Raw genomic sequence first — 14958 nt, 5'->3', positions numbered from 1 at the left:
CGTGTCGGGCCGCCGACTCACCGGGTAGGTTGGCTAGCCGGTCGCCTCGGCGCAATTTCCGATCGGAAGGACGGTCCATGGCAGCGGCGCAGCAGCGCGAACGTCGGTGGAAACTCGTGCTCGGTGTGGTGGCGCTGGCCGCCTCGGCCGTGATCACCGCGTGTTCGGCGTCCTCGGAGGAACCGGAGATCGTGGTCTACAACGCGCATGATCAGCGCCTGACCCGGCAGTGGGCCGACGCCTTCACCGAGCAGACCGGAATCCGGGTGACGGTACGCGACGGCGCCGACGCCGAAGTCGCCGATCAGGTGCTGGCCGAGGGCGACCGATCGCCGGCCGATGTGGTTCTCACCGAGAATTCACCGGCGATGGCCCGGATGGAGCGCGCCGGCCTGTTCGCCGGCCTCGACCCCGCCACCCTCGCGCAGGTGCCCGAACAGTTCCGTCCGAGTTCGGGGCAGTGGACCGGAATCGCCGCGCGGTCGACGGCTTTCGTCTTCCATCCGGGGAAGATCCCGCCCGCCGAACTGCCCGCAGGCTTGCTGGACCTGCAACAGCCGCGGTGGCACGGCCGCTGGACCGCCGATTCGCACGGTGCGGACTTCCAGGCGATCGTGGCCGCGCTGCTGGCCCTCGACGGCGAGAACACCACGCGCGCGTGGCTGCACGGGGTGAAGGACAACGCCACCGTCGCGCCCAACGGCTTCGCGGCACTGAAGGCGGTCGGCGCGGGCGGGGTCGGCGGCGCGCTGGTCTTCGCCACCGACTGGTACCGCGACCAGCTCGCGCCCGAGCGGATCACCGGGCCCTCGGCGCCGCACTATTTCCGCGGCGGGGACCCGGGCGGATACCTCTCGCTGTCCGGCGCGGGCGTGCTGAAGTCGAGCCGGCACGCCGCCGAGGCCCAGCGGTTCGTGCGATTCGTGACGGCCGCGGCCGGGCAGCGACTGCTCAGCGGCGGTGCGGCCATGGAGTATCCGGTGGCCGTCGGTGTCCCCGCCGATCCGGCCCTGCCGCCGCTGGATTCACTGGACCCGCCGCGCGTGAATCCGAGCGAACTCGACCCGGAGCGAGTCGAGGCGTTGATGCGCGAGGCGGGGTTGCTCTGATCCGCTACGAGGCGGTCAGGTCGTAGCGGTACCTGCTGGTCGGAATGACGTCGAGATCGCGGTCGGCGCCGAAGGTCGCGACGCTGGCCATCATGCGACCGGCGCGGCGCTGCAACTCCGCGTCGTCACCGCCGCTGCCCCAGAACGCGTGCTGGTCGGTCATCGCGTCCATCGGGAACAGTTCTTCGACCAGCGCGTCCACCCGCGGACCCGGAGTGACCGCCGCGACCACGGTGTTCTGCACATAACCGAAGGTGGCCTGGGTTTCGATGGCCACGGTGGTATGCCGGTCCTGCCAATTGCGCAGCCATTCGGCGCGGGTCAGCTCCTGCGGAATCCGCAGCAGCGCGATATTGGCCAGCGCCTCGTAGCGGGTTCCGTCCGGGGGCCGCGCGGTGGTGAGCGGTTCGCGTTCGTCCACGATCCAGCCGTTGATCCGCTCGGCGACGCCGCTGAGCACATCGGTGATCGGCCCGTTCTGCCCCTCGCTCCAGATGCCGACGATCGCGGCGACGGGTTCGTCGTAGGTACTCACCCGCAGTTGTGCGGCCGCGACGTCGGCGTCGCCGATGTTGACCTGGAGTTCGGTCGCCCCCGCGGCGGCCAGCCGCCGGTGGAACTCCGGCGCGTGCAGGGTGTCCGCGAGATCCGGCCCCCAGAGGGCGTACATCAATTTCATGCCGGATCCTTTCGGGGAACTGCGTTCGGCAGCGACGACGGTAATTCCGTCTACCGTGCGGCACTCGCGATTCGCCGAACCCGGTCCCGCTCACCGGGACCGAATCGCCGGGCCGGATCGCCGCGAGCGTGTGCCGGTCCGGAGGGCTCGGTCGCCTACAGTGAGAGCGATATCCGTCCGGTGAGAGGAGACCAGGTGCGCCGCATACTGTTCGCGATGACGCTGTGTGCCGCCGTACTACCCGCGCTCGCCTGCTCCGCCGAGGCCGACCGCGCACCGGCGAAGACATCGGCGCCCGCGTCCGCGCCCGCGGCTGCCGACCACGGCACCAACGGCACGATCGAGGTGGTGGCCACCCACGGTCCCGAGAAATACGCCGCCGCCGGACTCGCCGCGGGCATCACCACCTGTCAGGCCGGATCGGTGCTGGCCACCCTGACCACCGGCCGCGACGGCAAGGCCCACCAGGATGTGGCCGCCGACTGCTATCAGGTTCAGGTGACGTCGGTGCCGATGGGATGCCGGCTGGCCACCGACCCCGCCCAGCAGGTCGATGTGGTGACCGGCCGGACCGCGACCGCGGAGTTCGGACTGGCCTGCGCCTGAGCGTTTTTCATCGGTTGGCGAGTTCGGCGAGCCGGTAGGCCAGCGCCGTGCGTACCGCCGGGATGCGGGTGACGAGGCGGATCGCGGTGTTGCGCAGCACGCGGGCCGGTCGCGGGCGCAGCGTCGCCATCCGGGTCATGCGATCGGTGAAGGCCACCACGTCCAGCGCGACCGGGCGGCGGGTGCGCTCGTAGTCGTCGAGCAGCGCGTCGGGTTCGCCGCCCAGGACCCGGGCCAGCAGCGTGCCCAGCAGGGCCGCATCCTGGATCCCGGTGTTCATTCCCTGCCCACCGGCCGGGCTGTGCACATGTGCGGCATCCCCGGCCAGCAGGATCCGCCCGGCGCGATAGCGGTCGGCCACTCGGTGGTGCACGCGAAAACGTGAGCTCCACAGCACCTCTCGCACCGTGGCGCCGGGGCAGCGGGCATCCAGCAGTGCTTGGACCTGCGCGCGGGTGGGATGTTCGGGTGCCTCGGCGACGGTGGCGACGATGCGGAAACGATCGTGCTCGGTATCCGGCAAGGGCGCGACCACCACGATGCCCTCCGGCGAGACGTGCAGCGATACCTCGTCGCGCGAGGCGGGCCAGTCCATCCGCACATCGGCCAGGACGAACGATTCCGGATAGGTGGCGCCGGTGAAGCCGATTCCCGCCGCCTCGCGGACTTGGCTGTGCATCCCGTCCGCGCCGATCACGTACTCGGCGCGGATCGATCCGGATTGCCCTGTGGCATCGGTGAATTCGACGGTGACGAAGTCCTCGCCCGGTATCACCTCGGTGACCTCCACGGGGCGCACGACCGTTCCGCCCGCCCGGTGCAGCCGGTCGAGCAGGACGGCCTCGGTCGTCTCCTGGCCGATCATCAGCGTGAAGGGAAACGGTGTCGGCAGTTCGGAGAAGCCGATGGTGGTCAGCCGATCGGCGCCTTCGTACATGACGAAGCGCGGCACCTCGAGTCCGAGGTCGTGCAAAGTCGTGGCGATGCCCAGTTCGTCGAGGACCTCCAGCGTCCGGGCATGGACGACCGCGGCGCGGGACGTGTTCGCCCCGGCGGCGAGTCGATCCAGCAGAACCACGTCGGCACCGGCATCGGCGAGTGCGATCGCGGCGGTCAGTCCGGCGGGTCCGGCGCCGACGATGACGATCGCGGCGGTGGCGGGAACGGTGCTGCTCATGACTACTCCCTGAGGTTTGCCAACAAATGTTGGCCAACGGCTGTTGACATAAGAATAAGGCGGCCCGGGATGGAAAGTCAACAGCTGTTGGCCTACGGTTGTAGGCATGAGTGAAGACACTGTGCCGCGCCGCTCGGACGCCACTCGCGCGGCGATTCTGGAGGCGGCTCGCCGGCATTTCGCCCGCGAGGGATACGCCAAAGCGACCATTCGGGCGATCGCCGCCGACGCCGGCATCGATCCGTCGATGGTGATGCGGTACTACGGCAACAAGGACGGCCTGTTCGACGCGGCGCTCGATGTCGATCTCGCCCTGCCGGATCTGGCCGCGGTGGCCGAGGACGAGCTGGGTGCGACGGTCGCCCGGCGCTTCCTGGAACTGTGGGAGACGCCACCGGGTAACGAACTGCTGCTGACCCTGTTGCGTTCTTCGGTGTCGGACGAGACTGTGGCGCAACGGTTTCAACGCGTCTTCGCCGAACAGCTGATGCCGATGGTGACCCGCGTCGGCGATCCCGCGGACGCGCCGCGGCGAGCCGGATTGGTGGTCACGCAGATTCTGGGACTGGCGGTGTGCCGCTATGTTTTGCGCCTGCCGCCGGTGGTGGCGTTGACGGCCGAGGAGATAGTCGCGGAGATCGGCGCGACGGTGCAGCGGTATCTGGTGTCGGTGCCGAGATGAGATGGGTCCCGGTGCGATGGGCCGGGAACGGATATGACAATGCCCCGAGTCCGGCAGTGCGGGCTCGGGGCATCAGGGCTGCGGTGCGGTCCTCGAGTGTCGGCGCACGGCATCTACCTCCGTTCGATCGGGTGGACGCTGTCCTGTTCGGTCAGCTGTAGAGGCGCTCGACGAATGCGCGCAGGTTGGTGCGCACCCGTTCGGCCTTCTCCTCGTCGGTCAGATCCTCGCGGTAGCGGTTGCCCAGCGCCGGGCGCTTCTTGTTGCGCGCGTACAGCGAACAGGCCAGATCGGTGCACATGTAGATGCCGATCGAGTTACCGCGCCGCCCCGATTCGCCGACCTTGTGCGCGGTGAGCAGCGACACCCCGGTACCGGTGTGCGTGGTCAGGCAGATCGAGCAGAGCTGGGCCCGGCCGGATCCGCCCGTCTCGTAGCGCAAGGCCACGCCGACCAGCCGATCGTCCTGCGGGGTCACCAGATACGCGCGGCCCGGCATCGACCGGTCGTTCCAGCCGAAGAAGTCCAGGTCCTCCCAGGGTTGTGTGTCCAGATCCCGGGGGACCGGCATGCGTTTGGCATCGCCCTTGGAACAGTTGACGAACGACGAGCGGATCTCGCGTTCGGTCAGTGGTTGCACGTGTTCACTCCTTCCGAATGGATGAACGGAAAACGGAGCGAGGCTACGGCCGCCGGTCCCGGCGGGCAATCGAATATCGGCTCAGCCGGTGCTGCGCAGTCCGGCGAGGGTGACCGTGATCAGCCGTTCTGCCGCATCGGGTGAGGTTTCGCACGCGACGCCGATGCCGTGGCCCAGGCGCAACAGATCGCGCGGTTCGATCTCCGGACGGACCAGTCCGGCGTCCTGGGCGGGTTGCAGGACCGCCGTCGCGGCGTCGGTGATCAGATTCGAACACAGCGTGAAGGTCTGCGATCCGCGGTCGATGGCCGCCTTGAGGGTCACCGCCAGACTGCGTTTGTCCATCACGAACCGCACCTGGGCGCGGAACCACTGCTCCAGAGCGTCGAGGGGGGAGAGGGTTTCGGTCAGCTCGGCGGCGAGTTCGGCCAATGCCTCGATGCTCGATCGATAGACCGCCTCGATGAGCGCGTCCCGATTGGGAAAGTGGCGATAGAGGGTGCCCGGACCCACCGCGGCTCGGCGCGCCACCTCGTCCAGGGGCGCCTCCGGGCCGTGTTCGGCGAACGCCTCCCGCGCGCACTCGAGTATGCGCTCGTAGTTGCGCCGCGCATCCGCGCGCATCGGACGCGGCGGCGCCGCGCGCCCGGACCCCTGTGTCGACGGTGCGCTCACGATTCCTCCAGTGGAAACGGATGAACTCTCCGCTTAGTCTTGCGTAACCGGAGAACTTCTCCATATGCTATCTCCATTGGAAACGGAGACATTCTCCGTTTAGTTCCGCATCCGATGGAGCCCCCTTGACTACCTCCACGATTTCCTCATCCACGCAGGTCGGCGCACCGCCCGGGCGGCTGCGCTCCGGCATCGTTCTGGCCACGCTGCTGACCTGCCAGTTGATGATCGTGCTCGACATCACCGTGATGAACGTGGCGCTGCCGCGCATTCAGCACGATCTGCACTTCACTGCCACCGGCCTGTCCTGGGTGATGAACGCCTACACCCTGGTCTTCGGCGGGCTGCTGCTACTCGGCGGCCGGGCCGGCGATCTGTTCGGGCGCCGGCGCATGTTCATCCTCGGAACCGTGCTCTTCACCCTCGCTTCCCTCGGCGGCGGGCTGGCACCGTCGGCAGCCTGGCTGATCGTCGCTCGCATCGTGCAGGGCCTCGGCGGTGCGATGGCCGGTCCGAACACCCTCGCCCTGCTGACCACGACCTTCGCCGATCCGAAGATGCGGGTCCGGGTGCTCGCGCTGTTCTCCGGAATGTCCAGTGCGGGATTCGCGATCGGGCTGATCCTGGGCGGACTGCTGACCCAGTGGCTGAGCTGGCGCTCGGTGCTGTTCATCAACGTGCCGTTCGGACTGGCCGTGGCGCTGCTGGCGGCGCGGTACCTGCCCGACGCGCCGCGCCGTCGCGCCCACCTCGACCTGCCCGGAGCGGTGACCGCGACGGGTGCGGTGGCCGCGCTGGTCTACGGCTTCATCAGCGCCGCGGCGCACGGCTGGGACAATGTGACGACCGATGTGTCGCTGGCGGCCGGCGTGCTGGCGCTGGTGGCGTTCCTGCTGATCGAGCGCCGGGCCGCACAACCGCTGCTGCCGCTGCACCTGTTCGCCGACCGCAATCGCGCCGCCGCGTACGCCAACATGTTCCTGGGGCCGATGGCGGGTACCTCGATGTTCTTCTTCCTCACCCAGTATCTGCAGGAAGTGCGGGGAATGAGCGCGCTGGCAACGGGTTTCGCCTTCCTTCCGACCGCGGTGACGATGTTCGCGATGATCCGGCTGATTCCGCGCCTGCTGCCGCGCTTCGGTCCCAAACCGGTGACGCTGGTGGGCACGTCCGCGATGATCGCCGGGCTGGCGCTGCTCACCCTGCTCGATACCGATACCGGTTACTTCCCGCTGCTCGCGGTGGCGACGGTGTTGATGGGATGCGGTATCGGCCTGGCCTTTTCGCCGCTGAACGTGATCATCATGGCGAATGTGGCGCCCGAGGAGGCCGGTGCGGCGGGTGGCGCGCTGCAGACTTTGCAGCAGACCGGTGCCGCGCTGGGGCTGGCGGTGCTGGTCACGGTATTCGGCACCGCTGTGCGCGCCGCGTCCGGATCGGCCGTGCACGTGCTCGTCTCCGGTATCACGACCGCCTTCGCCGCGGCGGCCGGGATCGCGGTGCTGACCTTGCTCGTGGCGTCGACATTTCGCAGTGTGCGAGCGCAACGGTGAGTGACCGGACGGTGGCCCTCGGAACTTCCGAGGGCCACCTGCCGTGCGAAACTCGTTGCGATGCTCACCTATTTTCAAGCGATGGTCATCGGCGCGGTGCAGGGCTTCACCGAGCTGTTCCCGATCTCCAGTCTCGGACATTCGGTCCTCGTGGCGGCCTGGCTGGGAGGTCGATGGGGAGCGTTGCCCGGCCGGGGCGGAACCGATTCGGCCGCAACCTATCTGGCGTTCGTCGTCGCTCTGCACGTGGCGACGGCGGTCGCGCTGGTGATCTACTACTGGCGGGAGTGGTGCGCGATCGCCGCCGGATTCGTCGAGATGGTGCGGACCAGGCGGCTGGACACCGTGCCGCAACGGCTGGCCTGGTTGATCGTGATCGCGACCGTGCCGGTCGCGATTCTCGGTCCGCTGCTGGAACATCCGCTGCTGGAACATCCGCTGCACGACGTCTTCGCCGCTCCCTTGTGCGCCGCGGCCTTCCTGACCGTCAACGGCATGGTGCTGGTCGTCGGCGAGGGTCTGCGTCGCCGCAACGAGCCGACCCTCGCCGAATACGGCCGGCGCGTGGCCCTGAACCAGGCGAACCGCCGAACGCGCACGGCCACAACGCTTTCCCTGCCGCAATCCGACCGTCGCCTCGCGGCCCTCGACTCCCGGGACGCCGTCGGCATCGGCCTGGCCCAAGCCGGTGCGCTCCTCACCGGCTTCAGCCGGGCCGGCCTCACCATGGTCGGCGGCCTCTGGCGCGGTCTGGAGCACGAACACGCCGCCAAATTCGCCTTCCTCCTCGCCACCCCCGCGATCTTCGGCGCCGGGATCGTCGACCTCCCCGACCTGATAACCCCACGCGCAGAGGTGATCTGGGGCCCGATCATCGTCGGCGCCGTCGTCTCCGGCGTGACATCCTGGCTCGCCGTCCGCTACCTCGAACGGTATTTCCGGACCCGGACCCTGCTGCCGTTCGCGGCGTACTGCGTGATCGTGGGGGTGGTGTCGATCATTCGATTCGGGTGACTTCCCGCCGGGCCGCTAGCGCGCCGCGGCCGGACTGTTGTGATACGCGGCAACCGTCCACTTGCCGTCCCGCCGGTGCAGGACCCAGGTCGCGTTCACGTATCGGTCCGCTGGTACGTCGGTTTCGCCGGCGAACAGAATGGCGGCCCTGCTGATGACGACAGCGTGATCCGCGCCGAGGAACCGGATATCTTCGATGTCATCGGTGACGGTCGAGTTCGCGAGGGCGGTCGCGAAACTGTCCGCCATACCCTGCCGGATCTCCGCCCGGCTGCGCCGAGCGGTCCCCGGCATGATCACCGTGGCGTTTTCGGCGTAGTCGGCGACGAAAGCGTCCGCGTCCCCGGCCGCCCAGGCCTTGTACTGATCGGCCAAGATCTGCGCGATGGCGGCCGAGTCGTCGGTTCGAGTCGTGGTCATGGCATGTCCTTCGTTCGTCGGCGGGGTCCTTGTTCGGGCCATACACCTCTCCGACGCGCGAGCATCCCCAGAATCGACAAACGAGAAAGGTCCCGACCGGATCGGTCGGGACCTCGCGTTCTGTGCCCTCGGCAGGATTCGAACCTGCGGCCTTCTGCTCCGGAGGCAGACGCTCTATCCCCTGAGCTACGAGGGCGGGGATTGGACCCGGTCGACACCAGTGGATACGTCGTCCGATCGGGCGGGGAAAGCGTATCGCATCACACGGCGTGCGCCAAAAGACAGGTCCGAGCAGGGATTCAGTTCGGCGTCACGGCACTACCGCGTCGGCATCGGCGCACCCGGCATACCGGGGATGGCGGGAATGCCGGGGATACCGGCGGGGACTTCGTCCATCTGGCCGGTGGGCGGGACGGCCTTCTCCTCGTCGGCGTGGTGGCGCGACTTGGGGACGAAATAGACGACCAGCGCGACGACCAGTACGGCGATCACCACGACCGCGCCGACCAGCGCCCAGGGAACACGCCGGTGCTTCGGCGGGTTGGAATTGCCGTTGTACGCCCCGCCGGGGGCGGATTTGGCGGCGGCACGAATCGCCTTGGCTGATTTCGCGCTGGTGTTCGGCATCGGTTGGCGCTCTCTTCGGGTGCGTCGGTGGTTCTCGCGGTGTCGGAACGACGGCCGGGGCCGCCGGTGCCGGATGCCGGGTGCGCCGAGCAGGTGCCCGCTGACGGCGCACACCCGCTCGGACCATAGGATAGAGACTCGTGACTCCAGCTGACCTTGCAGAACTCCTTCGTGCGACCGCGGCGAAGGTGCTCGTCGAACGTGGATCCGACCCTGCGGTCCTGCCCGACGAGGTCAAGGTGGAGCGTCCCCGTAATCCGGAACACGGAGACTATGCCACGAATGTGGCCATGCAGGTGGGTAAGAAGGCCGGAATGAATCCGCGCGAACTGGCCGGTCTGCTGGCCGACGCGCTGGCCGCCACCGACGGCGTCGAATCCGCCGACGTGGCCGGTCCGGGCTTCCTCAACATCCGCCTCGCCGCGGCCGCCCAGGGCGCCATCGTGGAGCAGATCCGCGCCGCGGGCGCCGCCTACGGCACCGCGCAGGCGCTCACCGGCACCAAGATCAACCTGGAGTTCGTCTCCGCCAATCCGACCGGCCCGGTCCACCTCGGCGGTACCCGCTGGGCCTCGGTCGGCGATGCGCTGGGTCGCATCCTGGCCGCTCAGGGCGCCGACGTGACCCGGGAGTACTACTTCAACGACCACGGCGCGCAGATCGACCGCTTCGCCGAATCGCTGGTCGCCGCCGCCACCGGCGCGCCCACCCCGGAGAACGGCTACGCCGGCGCCTACATCTCCGAGATCGCGGGTCAGATCACCGCGGCGCATCCGGACGCGGCGAGTCTGCCGGAGAACGAGCGGCACGAACTGTTCCGCCGCGAGGGTGTGGAGCTGATGTTCGCCCACATCAAGCAGACGCTGCACGATTTCGGCACCGATTTCGACGTTTACTTCAACGAGAGTTCGCTGTTCGCCTCCGGCGCCGTGGAGAAGGCGCTCGACCAGCTCAAGGCCTCGGGCAATCTGTACGAGAAGGACGGTGCCTGGTGGATCGCCAGCACCGAATACGGTGACGACAAGGACCGCGTCGTCATCAAGAGTGACGGCAAGTCCGCCTATATCGGTGGCGATATCGCCTATTTCCAGAACAAGCGCTCGCGCGGGTTCGACCTCTGCATCTACATGCTCGGCGCCGACCATCACGGCTACATCGGCCGGCTGAAGGCGGCGGCGGCCGCGTTCGGCGACGATCCGAACACCGTCGAGGTGCTGATCGGCCAGATGGTGAACCTGGTGCGCGACGGCGTGGCGGTGCGGATGAGCAAGCGCGCGGGCACGGTGGTCACCCTCGACGATCTGGTCGAGGCGATCGGTGTGGACGCCGCCCGCTACGTGCTGGTGCGCAGTTCGGTGAACTCGAGCATCGATATCGACCTGGATCTGTGGACCAAGCAGAGCAGTGAGAATCCGGTCTACTACGTGCAGTACGCGCACGCCCGCACCTGCGCGGTCGCCCGCAATGCCACCGACTTCGGATTCGCCGGTGTCACACCGGATCTCGGCCTGCTGGTCGCCGACGAGGAGGGCGAGCTGATCCGCACCCTCGGCGAGTTCCCGGCCGTGGTGGCGAGTGCGGCGAGTCTGCGCGAACCGCACCGCGTGGCCCGTTATCTGGAGGAACTGGCGGGCGCCTACCACCGCTTCCAGACCAACAAGACGCTGCGGATTCTGCCGCAGAACGACGACCCGGTCCTGCCGGTCAACGCCGCCCGCCTGCAACTGGTCGACGCCACCCGTCAGGTGCTGTCCAACGGCCTTGCGCTGCTGGGCGTATCCGCCCCGGAGCGCATGTGAACCGCCGTCGGTCAGGTCATCGTGTGAGGAAGGAATTATTGTGAGTGCGCATCCGGCGGGACCTCGGCACGCCGAGATCCCCCACGCCCCCAACCTGCCGGAGCGGCCCGCGGACCCCCGCGAGATGATCGACCTGCCCGACAAGGTGTGGCCGCGCAACGCCTCTCGTGACGCCGCGGGTGTGGTGCGCCTGGCCGGTGTGCCCGTCACGCAGCTCGCCGCCGAATTCGGCACGCCGCTGTTCGTGGTCGACGAGGACGACTTCCGCTCCCGCTGCCGCGATATGGTCCGCGCCTTCGGTCCCGGCGCGCGAGTTCACTACGCCTCCAAGGCATTTCTGTCCGGCGAGATCGCACGCTGGGTGCGCGACGAGGGCTTGCACCTGGACGTGTGCTCCGGCGGCGAGCTGGCGGTGGCGCTGCACGGCGGTTTCCCGGCCGAGCGAATCGCGTTGCACGGCAACAACAAATCGGTCGCCGAACTGGAGCAGGCCGTGGCGGCGGGCGTCGGGCACGTCGTCGTCGACTCGCTGATCGAGATCGAGCGCCTGGAGGCGGTCGCCGCCCGCGCGGGCGTGGTGCAGGACGTGCTGGTCCGCGTCACGGTCGGCGTGGAAGCGCATACCCACGAATACATTTCGACCGCGCACGAGGATCAGAAGTTCGGCTTCTCGATCGCCGGCGGCGATGCGATGGAGGCGTTGGCCCGGGTCTTCGAGGCGGACAATCTGCGCCTGGTCGGCCTGCACAGCCATATCGGATCGCAGATCTTCGACATCGACGGATTCGAGATCTCCGCGCGGCGCATGTTGCGACTGCTGCGCGATGCCATCGAGAAGTTCGGCGTCGAGCGCACCGAGCAGATCGCGATCCTGGATCTCGGTGGCGGACTGGGCATTTCGTATCTGCCGAGCGACGATCCGCCGCCGCTGGACGAATTCGCCGCGAAGGTGCGCGACCTCGTCGAGGTGGAGGCGGCGCAGATCGGCCTGCCCACCCCGACCATCGCGGTGGAGCCGGGCCGCGCGATCGCCGGGCCGGGCACGGTCACCCTCTACGAGGTGGGTACCACCAAGGACGTCTCGCTCGACGCCGGCGCGCAGCGCCGCTACGTCAGCGTCGACGGCGGGATGAGCGACAACATCCGTCCCGCGCTGTATCAGGCCGACTACGACTGCCGGCTGGTCTCCCGCTCCAGCGAGTCCGCCCCCGTGGTGGCGCGCGTGGTCGGAAAGCATTGTGAGAGCGGCGATATCGTCATCCGCGACACCTGGATGCCGGCCGACGTCGGGCCGGGCGACCTGGTTGCGGTCGCGGCCACGGGCGCGTACTGCTATTCGATGGCCAGCCGCTACAACATGCTCACCCGCCCGGCCGTGGTCGCGGTCCGCGACGGGCAGGCACGGCTGTTGCTGCGCCGTGAGACGGTGGCGGATCTGATGAGCCTGGAAGCGACGGAGGTGCACTCATGACCGAGCTGACGAACCAGGCCCGGGGCGGTGCGTTCGGGATCGAACATCCCATCGGGGTCGCGGTGCTCGGTATGGGCAATGTCGGCACCGAGGTGGTGCGCATCCTGCGCGACCACGCCGACGACCTGCGCTCGCGAGTGGGCGCCCCGGTGGTGCTGCGCGGCGTCGCGGTGCGGCGCCTCGACGTCGACCGCGGCATTCCGGCCGAGCTGCTGACCACCGATGCCGAAGCGCTGGTCGCTCGCGACGACGTCGACCTGGTGGTCGAGGTGATGGGCGGTATCGATCCGGCTCGCAAGCTGATCCTGGCCGCGCTCAACGGCGGCAAGTCGGTCGTGACCGCGAACAAGGCGCTGCTGGCCGACTACACCGGTGAGCTGGCCGCGGCGGCCGAGGGCAGCCGTGCCGACCTGTACTTCGAGGCCGCGGTCGCCGGCGCCATTCCGGTGGTGCGCCCGCTGATCCAGTCGATGTCCGGCGACCGGGTGAACCGGGTGGTCGGAATCGTCAACGGCACAACGAATTTCATCCTCTCGGCGATGGACGAGACCGGCGCCGACTACACCGACACGCTCGCCGAGGCGACCCGGCTCGGCTACGCCGAAGCGGATCCCACCGCCGATGTCGAGGGCTACGACGCCGCCGCCAAGGCCGCGATCCTGGCCTCGCTGGCCTTCCACACCCGCGTCACCGCCGCCGACGTCTACCGCGAAGGCATCTCGAAGATCACCGCCGAGGATCTGGAGACCGCGGCGGCGGTCGGCTGCACCGTGAAGCTGCTGGCCATCTGCGAGCGCATGCCCGGCGGCGAGCGCCTGTCGATGGACGGGTCGGCGGTCGCCGCGCCGGGTGATGCGGGCAGCTCGGCCGCCGGTAAGGACCGGGTGTCGGTGCGCGTGTACCCGGCGCTGATCCCGCGGCGGCATCCGCTGTCGTCGGTCAACGGCGCTTTCAACGCGGTGGTCGTCGAGGCCGAGAACGCCGGCCGGCTGATGTTCTACGGCCAGGGCGCGGGCGGCGCGCCGACCGCCTCGGCGGTGATGGGCGATCTGGTGATGGCGGCCCGCAACAAGTTCTACGGTGGCCGCGCACCGGGTGAATCGGTTTATGCTGAGCTGCCGATCGCGCCGATCGGCGACATCCCGACCCGCTATCACGTGAACCTGCAGGTTGCCGACCGCACCGGGGTTCTGCAGGCGGTGTCCGGCAAATTCGCCGAACACGGTGTCAGCATCTCGACGGTCCGCCAGGAGGGATTCGACGAGGGCGCCCGACTGGTCGTGGTCACCCACCACGCGCCGGAGTCGGCGCTGGCCGATACCGTGGCAGCACTTGCCGAGCTGGAATCCGTCACATCCGTGACCAGCGTCTTGAGATTGGAAGGCACCGAGGAATGAGTCAGACAGGAGCGCCGCCGTCGGCCGGGGCCGTGCACACTCCGTGGCCGGGGCTGATCGCCGCCTATCGCGAGCGCCTGGCGGTCGGCGCGGACTGGGAGCCGGTCACCCTCTACGAGGGCGGCACGCCGCTGGTGCCCGCGCATCACCTGTCCGAGCTCACCGGCTGCGAGGTGTATCTCAAGGTCGAGGGCCTCAACCCCACCGGGTCCTTCAAGGACCGCGGTATGACCATGGCGATGACCGACGCCAAGGCCCGCGGTCAGAAGGCGGTGCTGTGCGCCTCCACGGGTAACACCTCCGCCTCGGCGGCGGCCTACGCCACCCGGGCCGGCATGCACTGCGCCGTGCTGATCCCGCAGGGCAAGATCGCGATGGGCAAGCTCGCGCAGGCGGTCATGCTCGGCGCCAAGATCATTCAGGTCGAGGGCAATTTCGACGACTGCCTGGAGCTGGCCCGTAAGGTCACCTCGGACTTCCCCGAGGTCGGCCTGGTGAACTCGGTCAACCCGGCCCGCATCGAGGGACAGAAGACCGCGGCCTTCGAGATCTGCGACGCGCTGGGCAAGGCCCCCGACGTGCACGCCCTGCCGGTCGGCAACGCGGGCAACATCACCGCGTACTGGAAGGGCTACAGCGAGTATCACGCCGACGGCCTCACCACGAGCCGCCCGCGCATGCTCGGTGTGCAGGCCGCCGGGGCCGCGCCGCTGGTCAACGGTGCGCCGGTGAAGGACCCCGAAACCATCGCCACCGCGATCCGGATCGGCGCGCCCGCGTCCTGGAACAGCGCGGTGGCCGCCCAGGAGCAGTCCGGTGGCGCCTTCCGGGCCGCTACCGACGACGAGATCCTGGCGGCGTATCGCCTGGTCGCGAGCACCGAAGGCGTCTTCGTCGAACCCGCCTCGGCCGCCAGCGTGGCCGGTCTGCTGGCCGCGCGCAAGGAGGGCTGGCTCGATTCCGGTCTCACCGTCGTGTGCACCGTCACCGGTAACGGCCTGAAGGATCCGGACACCGCCCTGCTGGGTATGCCCGCGGTGGAGGCGATCGCGGTGGACCCGGTAGCGGTGGCCCGCGAGCTCGAGTTGGCCTGAGTTGAGTGCGCGCGA

The 14958-nt window shown here is 68.8% G+C and carries 15 protein-coding genes and 1 tRNA gene; 9 read left to right on the top strand and 7 right to left on the bottom strand.

Annotation, left to right across the window (positions count from 1 at the left end; translation table 11 throughout):
• Nucleotides 1–77: 77 nt before the first annotated feature.
• Complete coding sequence (locus NK1_RS21045) at nt 78–1109, top strand: extracellular solute-binding protein (RefSeq protein ID WP_063011112.1); 1032 nt, start codon at nt 78–80, stop codon at nt 1107–1109.
• A gap of 4 nt (nt 1110–1113) precedes the next feature.
• Here NK1_RS21045 and NK1_RS21040 read toward each other — a convergent pair whose 3' ends face one another.
• Nucleotides 1114–1788, bottom strand: a complete 675-nt coding sequence (locus NK1_RS21040) for an EthD domain-containing protein (RefSeq protein WP_063011110.1) — start codon at nt 1786–1788, stop codon at nt 1114–1116.
• 195 nt (nt 1789–1983) lie between these two features.
• On the opposite strand from NK1_RS21040, the gene NK1_RS34640 reads away from it, so the two are divergent.
• Nucleotides 1984–2394 (top strand): hypothetical protein, encoded by a 411-nt coding sequence (locus tag NK1_RS34640; protein WP_063011107.1) that lies wholly within the window; start codon nt 1984–1986, stop codon nt 2392–2394.
• A gap of 7 nt (nt 2395–2401) precedes the next feature.
• Here the strand turns inward: NK1_RS34640 and NK1_RS21030 are convergent, their stop codons facing one another.
• Entirely contained in the window at nt 2402–3571 is a 1170-nt protein-coding gene (locus NK1_RS21030; protein ID WP_063011106.1) for an FAD-dependent oxidoreductase, read from the bottom strand.
• 106 nt (nt 3572–3677) lie between these two features.
• On the opposite strand from NK1_RS21030, the gene NK1_RS21025 reads away from it, so the two are divergent.
• Nucleotides 3678–4253, top strand: coding sequence for a TetR/AcrR family transcriptional regulator (locus NK1_RS21025; protein ID WP_063011104.1), 576 nt, complete (start codon nt 3678–3680; stop codon nt 4251–4253).
• A gap of 151 nt (nt 4254–4404) precedes the next feature.
• Here the strand turns inward: NK1_RS21025 and NK1_RS21020 are convergent, their stop codons facing one another.
• Complete coding sequence (locus NK1_RS21020; protein ID WP_063011101.1) at nt 4405–4893, bottom strand: FBP domain-containing protein; 489 nt, start codon at nt 4891–4893, stop codon at nt 4405–4407.
• Between the two features lie 81 nt (nt 4894–4974).
• On the bottom strand, nt 4975–5568 hold the full coding sequence (locus NK1_RS21015) for a TetR/AcrR family transcriptional regulator (protein ID WP_245660716.1): 594 nt from the start codon (nt 5566–5568) through the stop codon (nt 4975–4977).
• 125 nt (nt 5569–5693) lie between these two features.
• On the opposite strand from NK1_RS21015, the gene NK1_RS21010 reads away from it, so the two are divergent.
• Nucleotides 5694–7121 (top strand): MFS transporter, encoded by a 1428-nt coding sequence (locus NK1_RS21010; protein WP_245660715.1) that lies wholly within the window; start codon nt 5694–5696, stop codon nt 7119–7121.
• 60 nt (nt 7122–7181) lie between these two features.
• Nucleotides 7182–8135: an undecaprenyl-diphosphate phosphatase gene (locus tag NK1_RS21005; protein ID WP_063011097.1), complete on the top strand. Its 954-nt coding sequence runs from the start codon at nt 7182–7184 to the stop codon at nt 8133–8135.
• Nucleotides 8136–8150: 15 nt separating this feature from the next.
• On the opposite strand, the gene NK1_RS21000 is transcribed toward NK1_RS21005, so the two are convergent.
• From NK1_RS21000 to NK1_RS20990, 3 genes are all read right to left on the bottom strand, one after another.
• Nucleotides 8151–8555 (bottom strand): SgcJ/EcaC family oxidoreductase, encoded by a 405-nt coding sequence (locus tag NK1_RS21000; protein WP_063011095.1) that lies wholly within the window; start codon nt 8553–8555, stop codon nt 8151–8153.
• A gap of 123 nt (nt 8556–8678) precedes the next feature.
• A tRNA-Arg gene (locus NK1_RS20995) sits at nt 8679–8751 on the bottom strand.
• 122 nt (nt 8752–8873) lie between these two features.
• Entirely contained in the window at nt 8874–9182 is a 309-nt protein-coding gene (locus NK1_RS20990; protein WP_063011093.1) for a hypothetical protein, read from the bottom strand.
• A gap of 140 nt (nt 9183–9322) precedes the next feature.
• Between NK1_RS20990 and argS the strand changes: the two genes are divergently transcribed.
• From argS to thrC, 4 genes are read left to right on the top strand one after another with little or no spacing between them, the layout of a single operon-like run.
• A complete protein-coding gene (argS, locus tag NK1_RS20985) occupies nt 9323–10981 on the top strand; it encodes an arginine--tRNA ligase (protein ID WP_063011091.1) in 1659 nt (552 codons plus the stop codon).
• A gap of 40 nt (nt 10982–11021) precedes the next feature.
• Nucleotides 11022–12452: a diaminopimelate decarboxylase gene (gene lysA, locus NK1_RS20980; protein WP_063011089.1), complete on the top strand. Its 1431-nt coding sequence runs from the start codon at nt 11022–11024 to the stop codon at nt 12450–12452.
• Complete coding sequence (locus NK1_RS20975) at nt 12449–13849, top strand: homoserine dehydrogenase (RefSeq protein WP_157104376.1); 1401 nt, start codon at nt 12449–12451, stop codon at nt 13847–13849. Before lysA ends, NK1_RS20975 begins: the two co-directional genes overlap by 4 nt.
• Nucleotides 13846–14943 (top strand): threonine synthase, encoded by a 1098-nt coding sequence (gene thrC, locus NK1_RS20970; RefSeq protein WP_063011087.1) that lies wholly within the window; start codon nt 13846–13848, stop codon nt 14941–14943. The genes NK1_RS20975 and thrC overlap by 4 nt, the downstream gene beginning before the upstream one ends.
• Nucleotides 14944–14958: the final 15 nt, after the last annotated feature.

It is taken from the genome of Nocardia kruczakiae NBRC 101016 (genome assembly GCF_001612965.1).
Taxonomy (GTDB): domain Bacteria; phylum Actinomycetota; class Actinomycetes; order Mycobacteriales; family Mycobacteriaceae; genus Nocardia; species Nocardia kruczakiae.
This window is presented reverse-complemented; position numbering and strand designations above follow the sequence as displayed.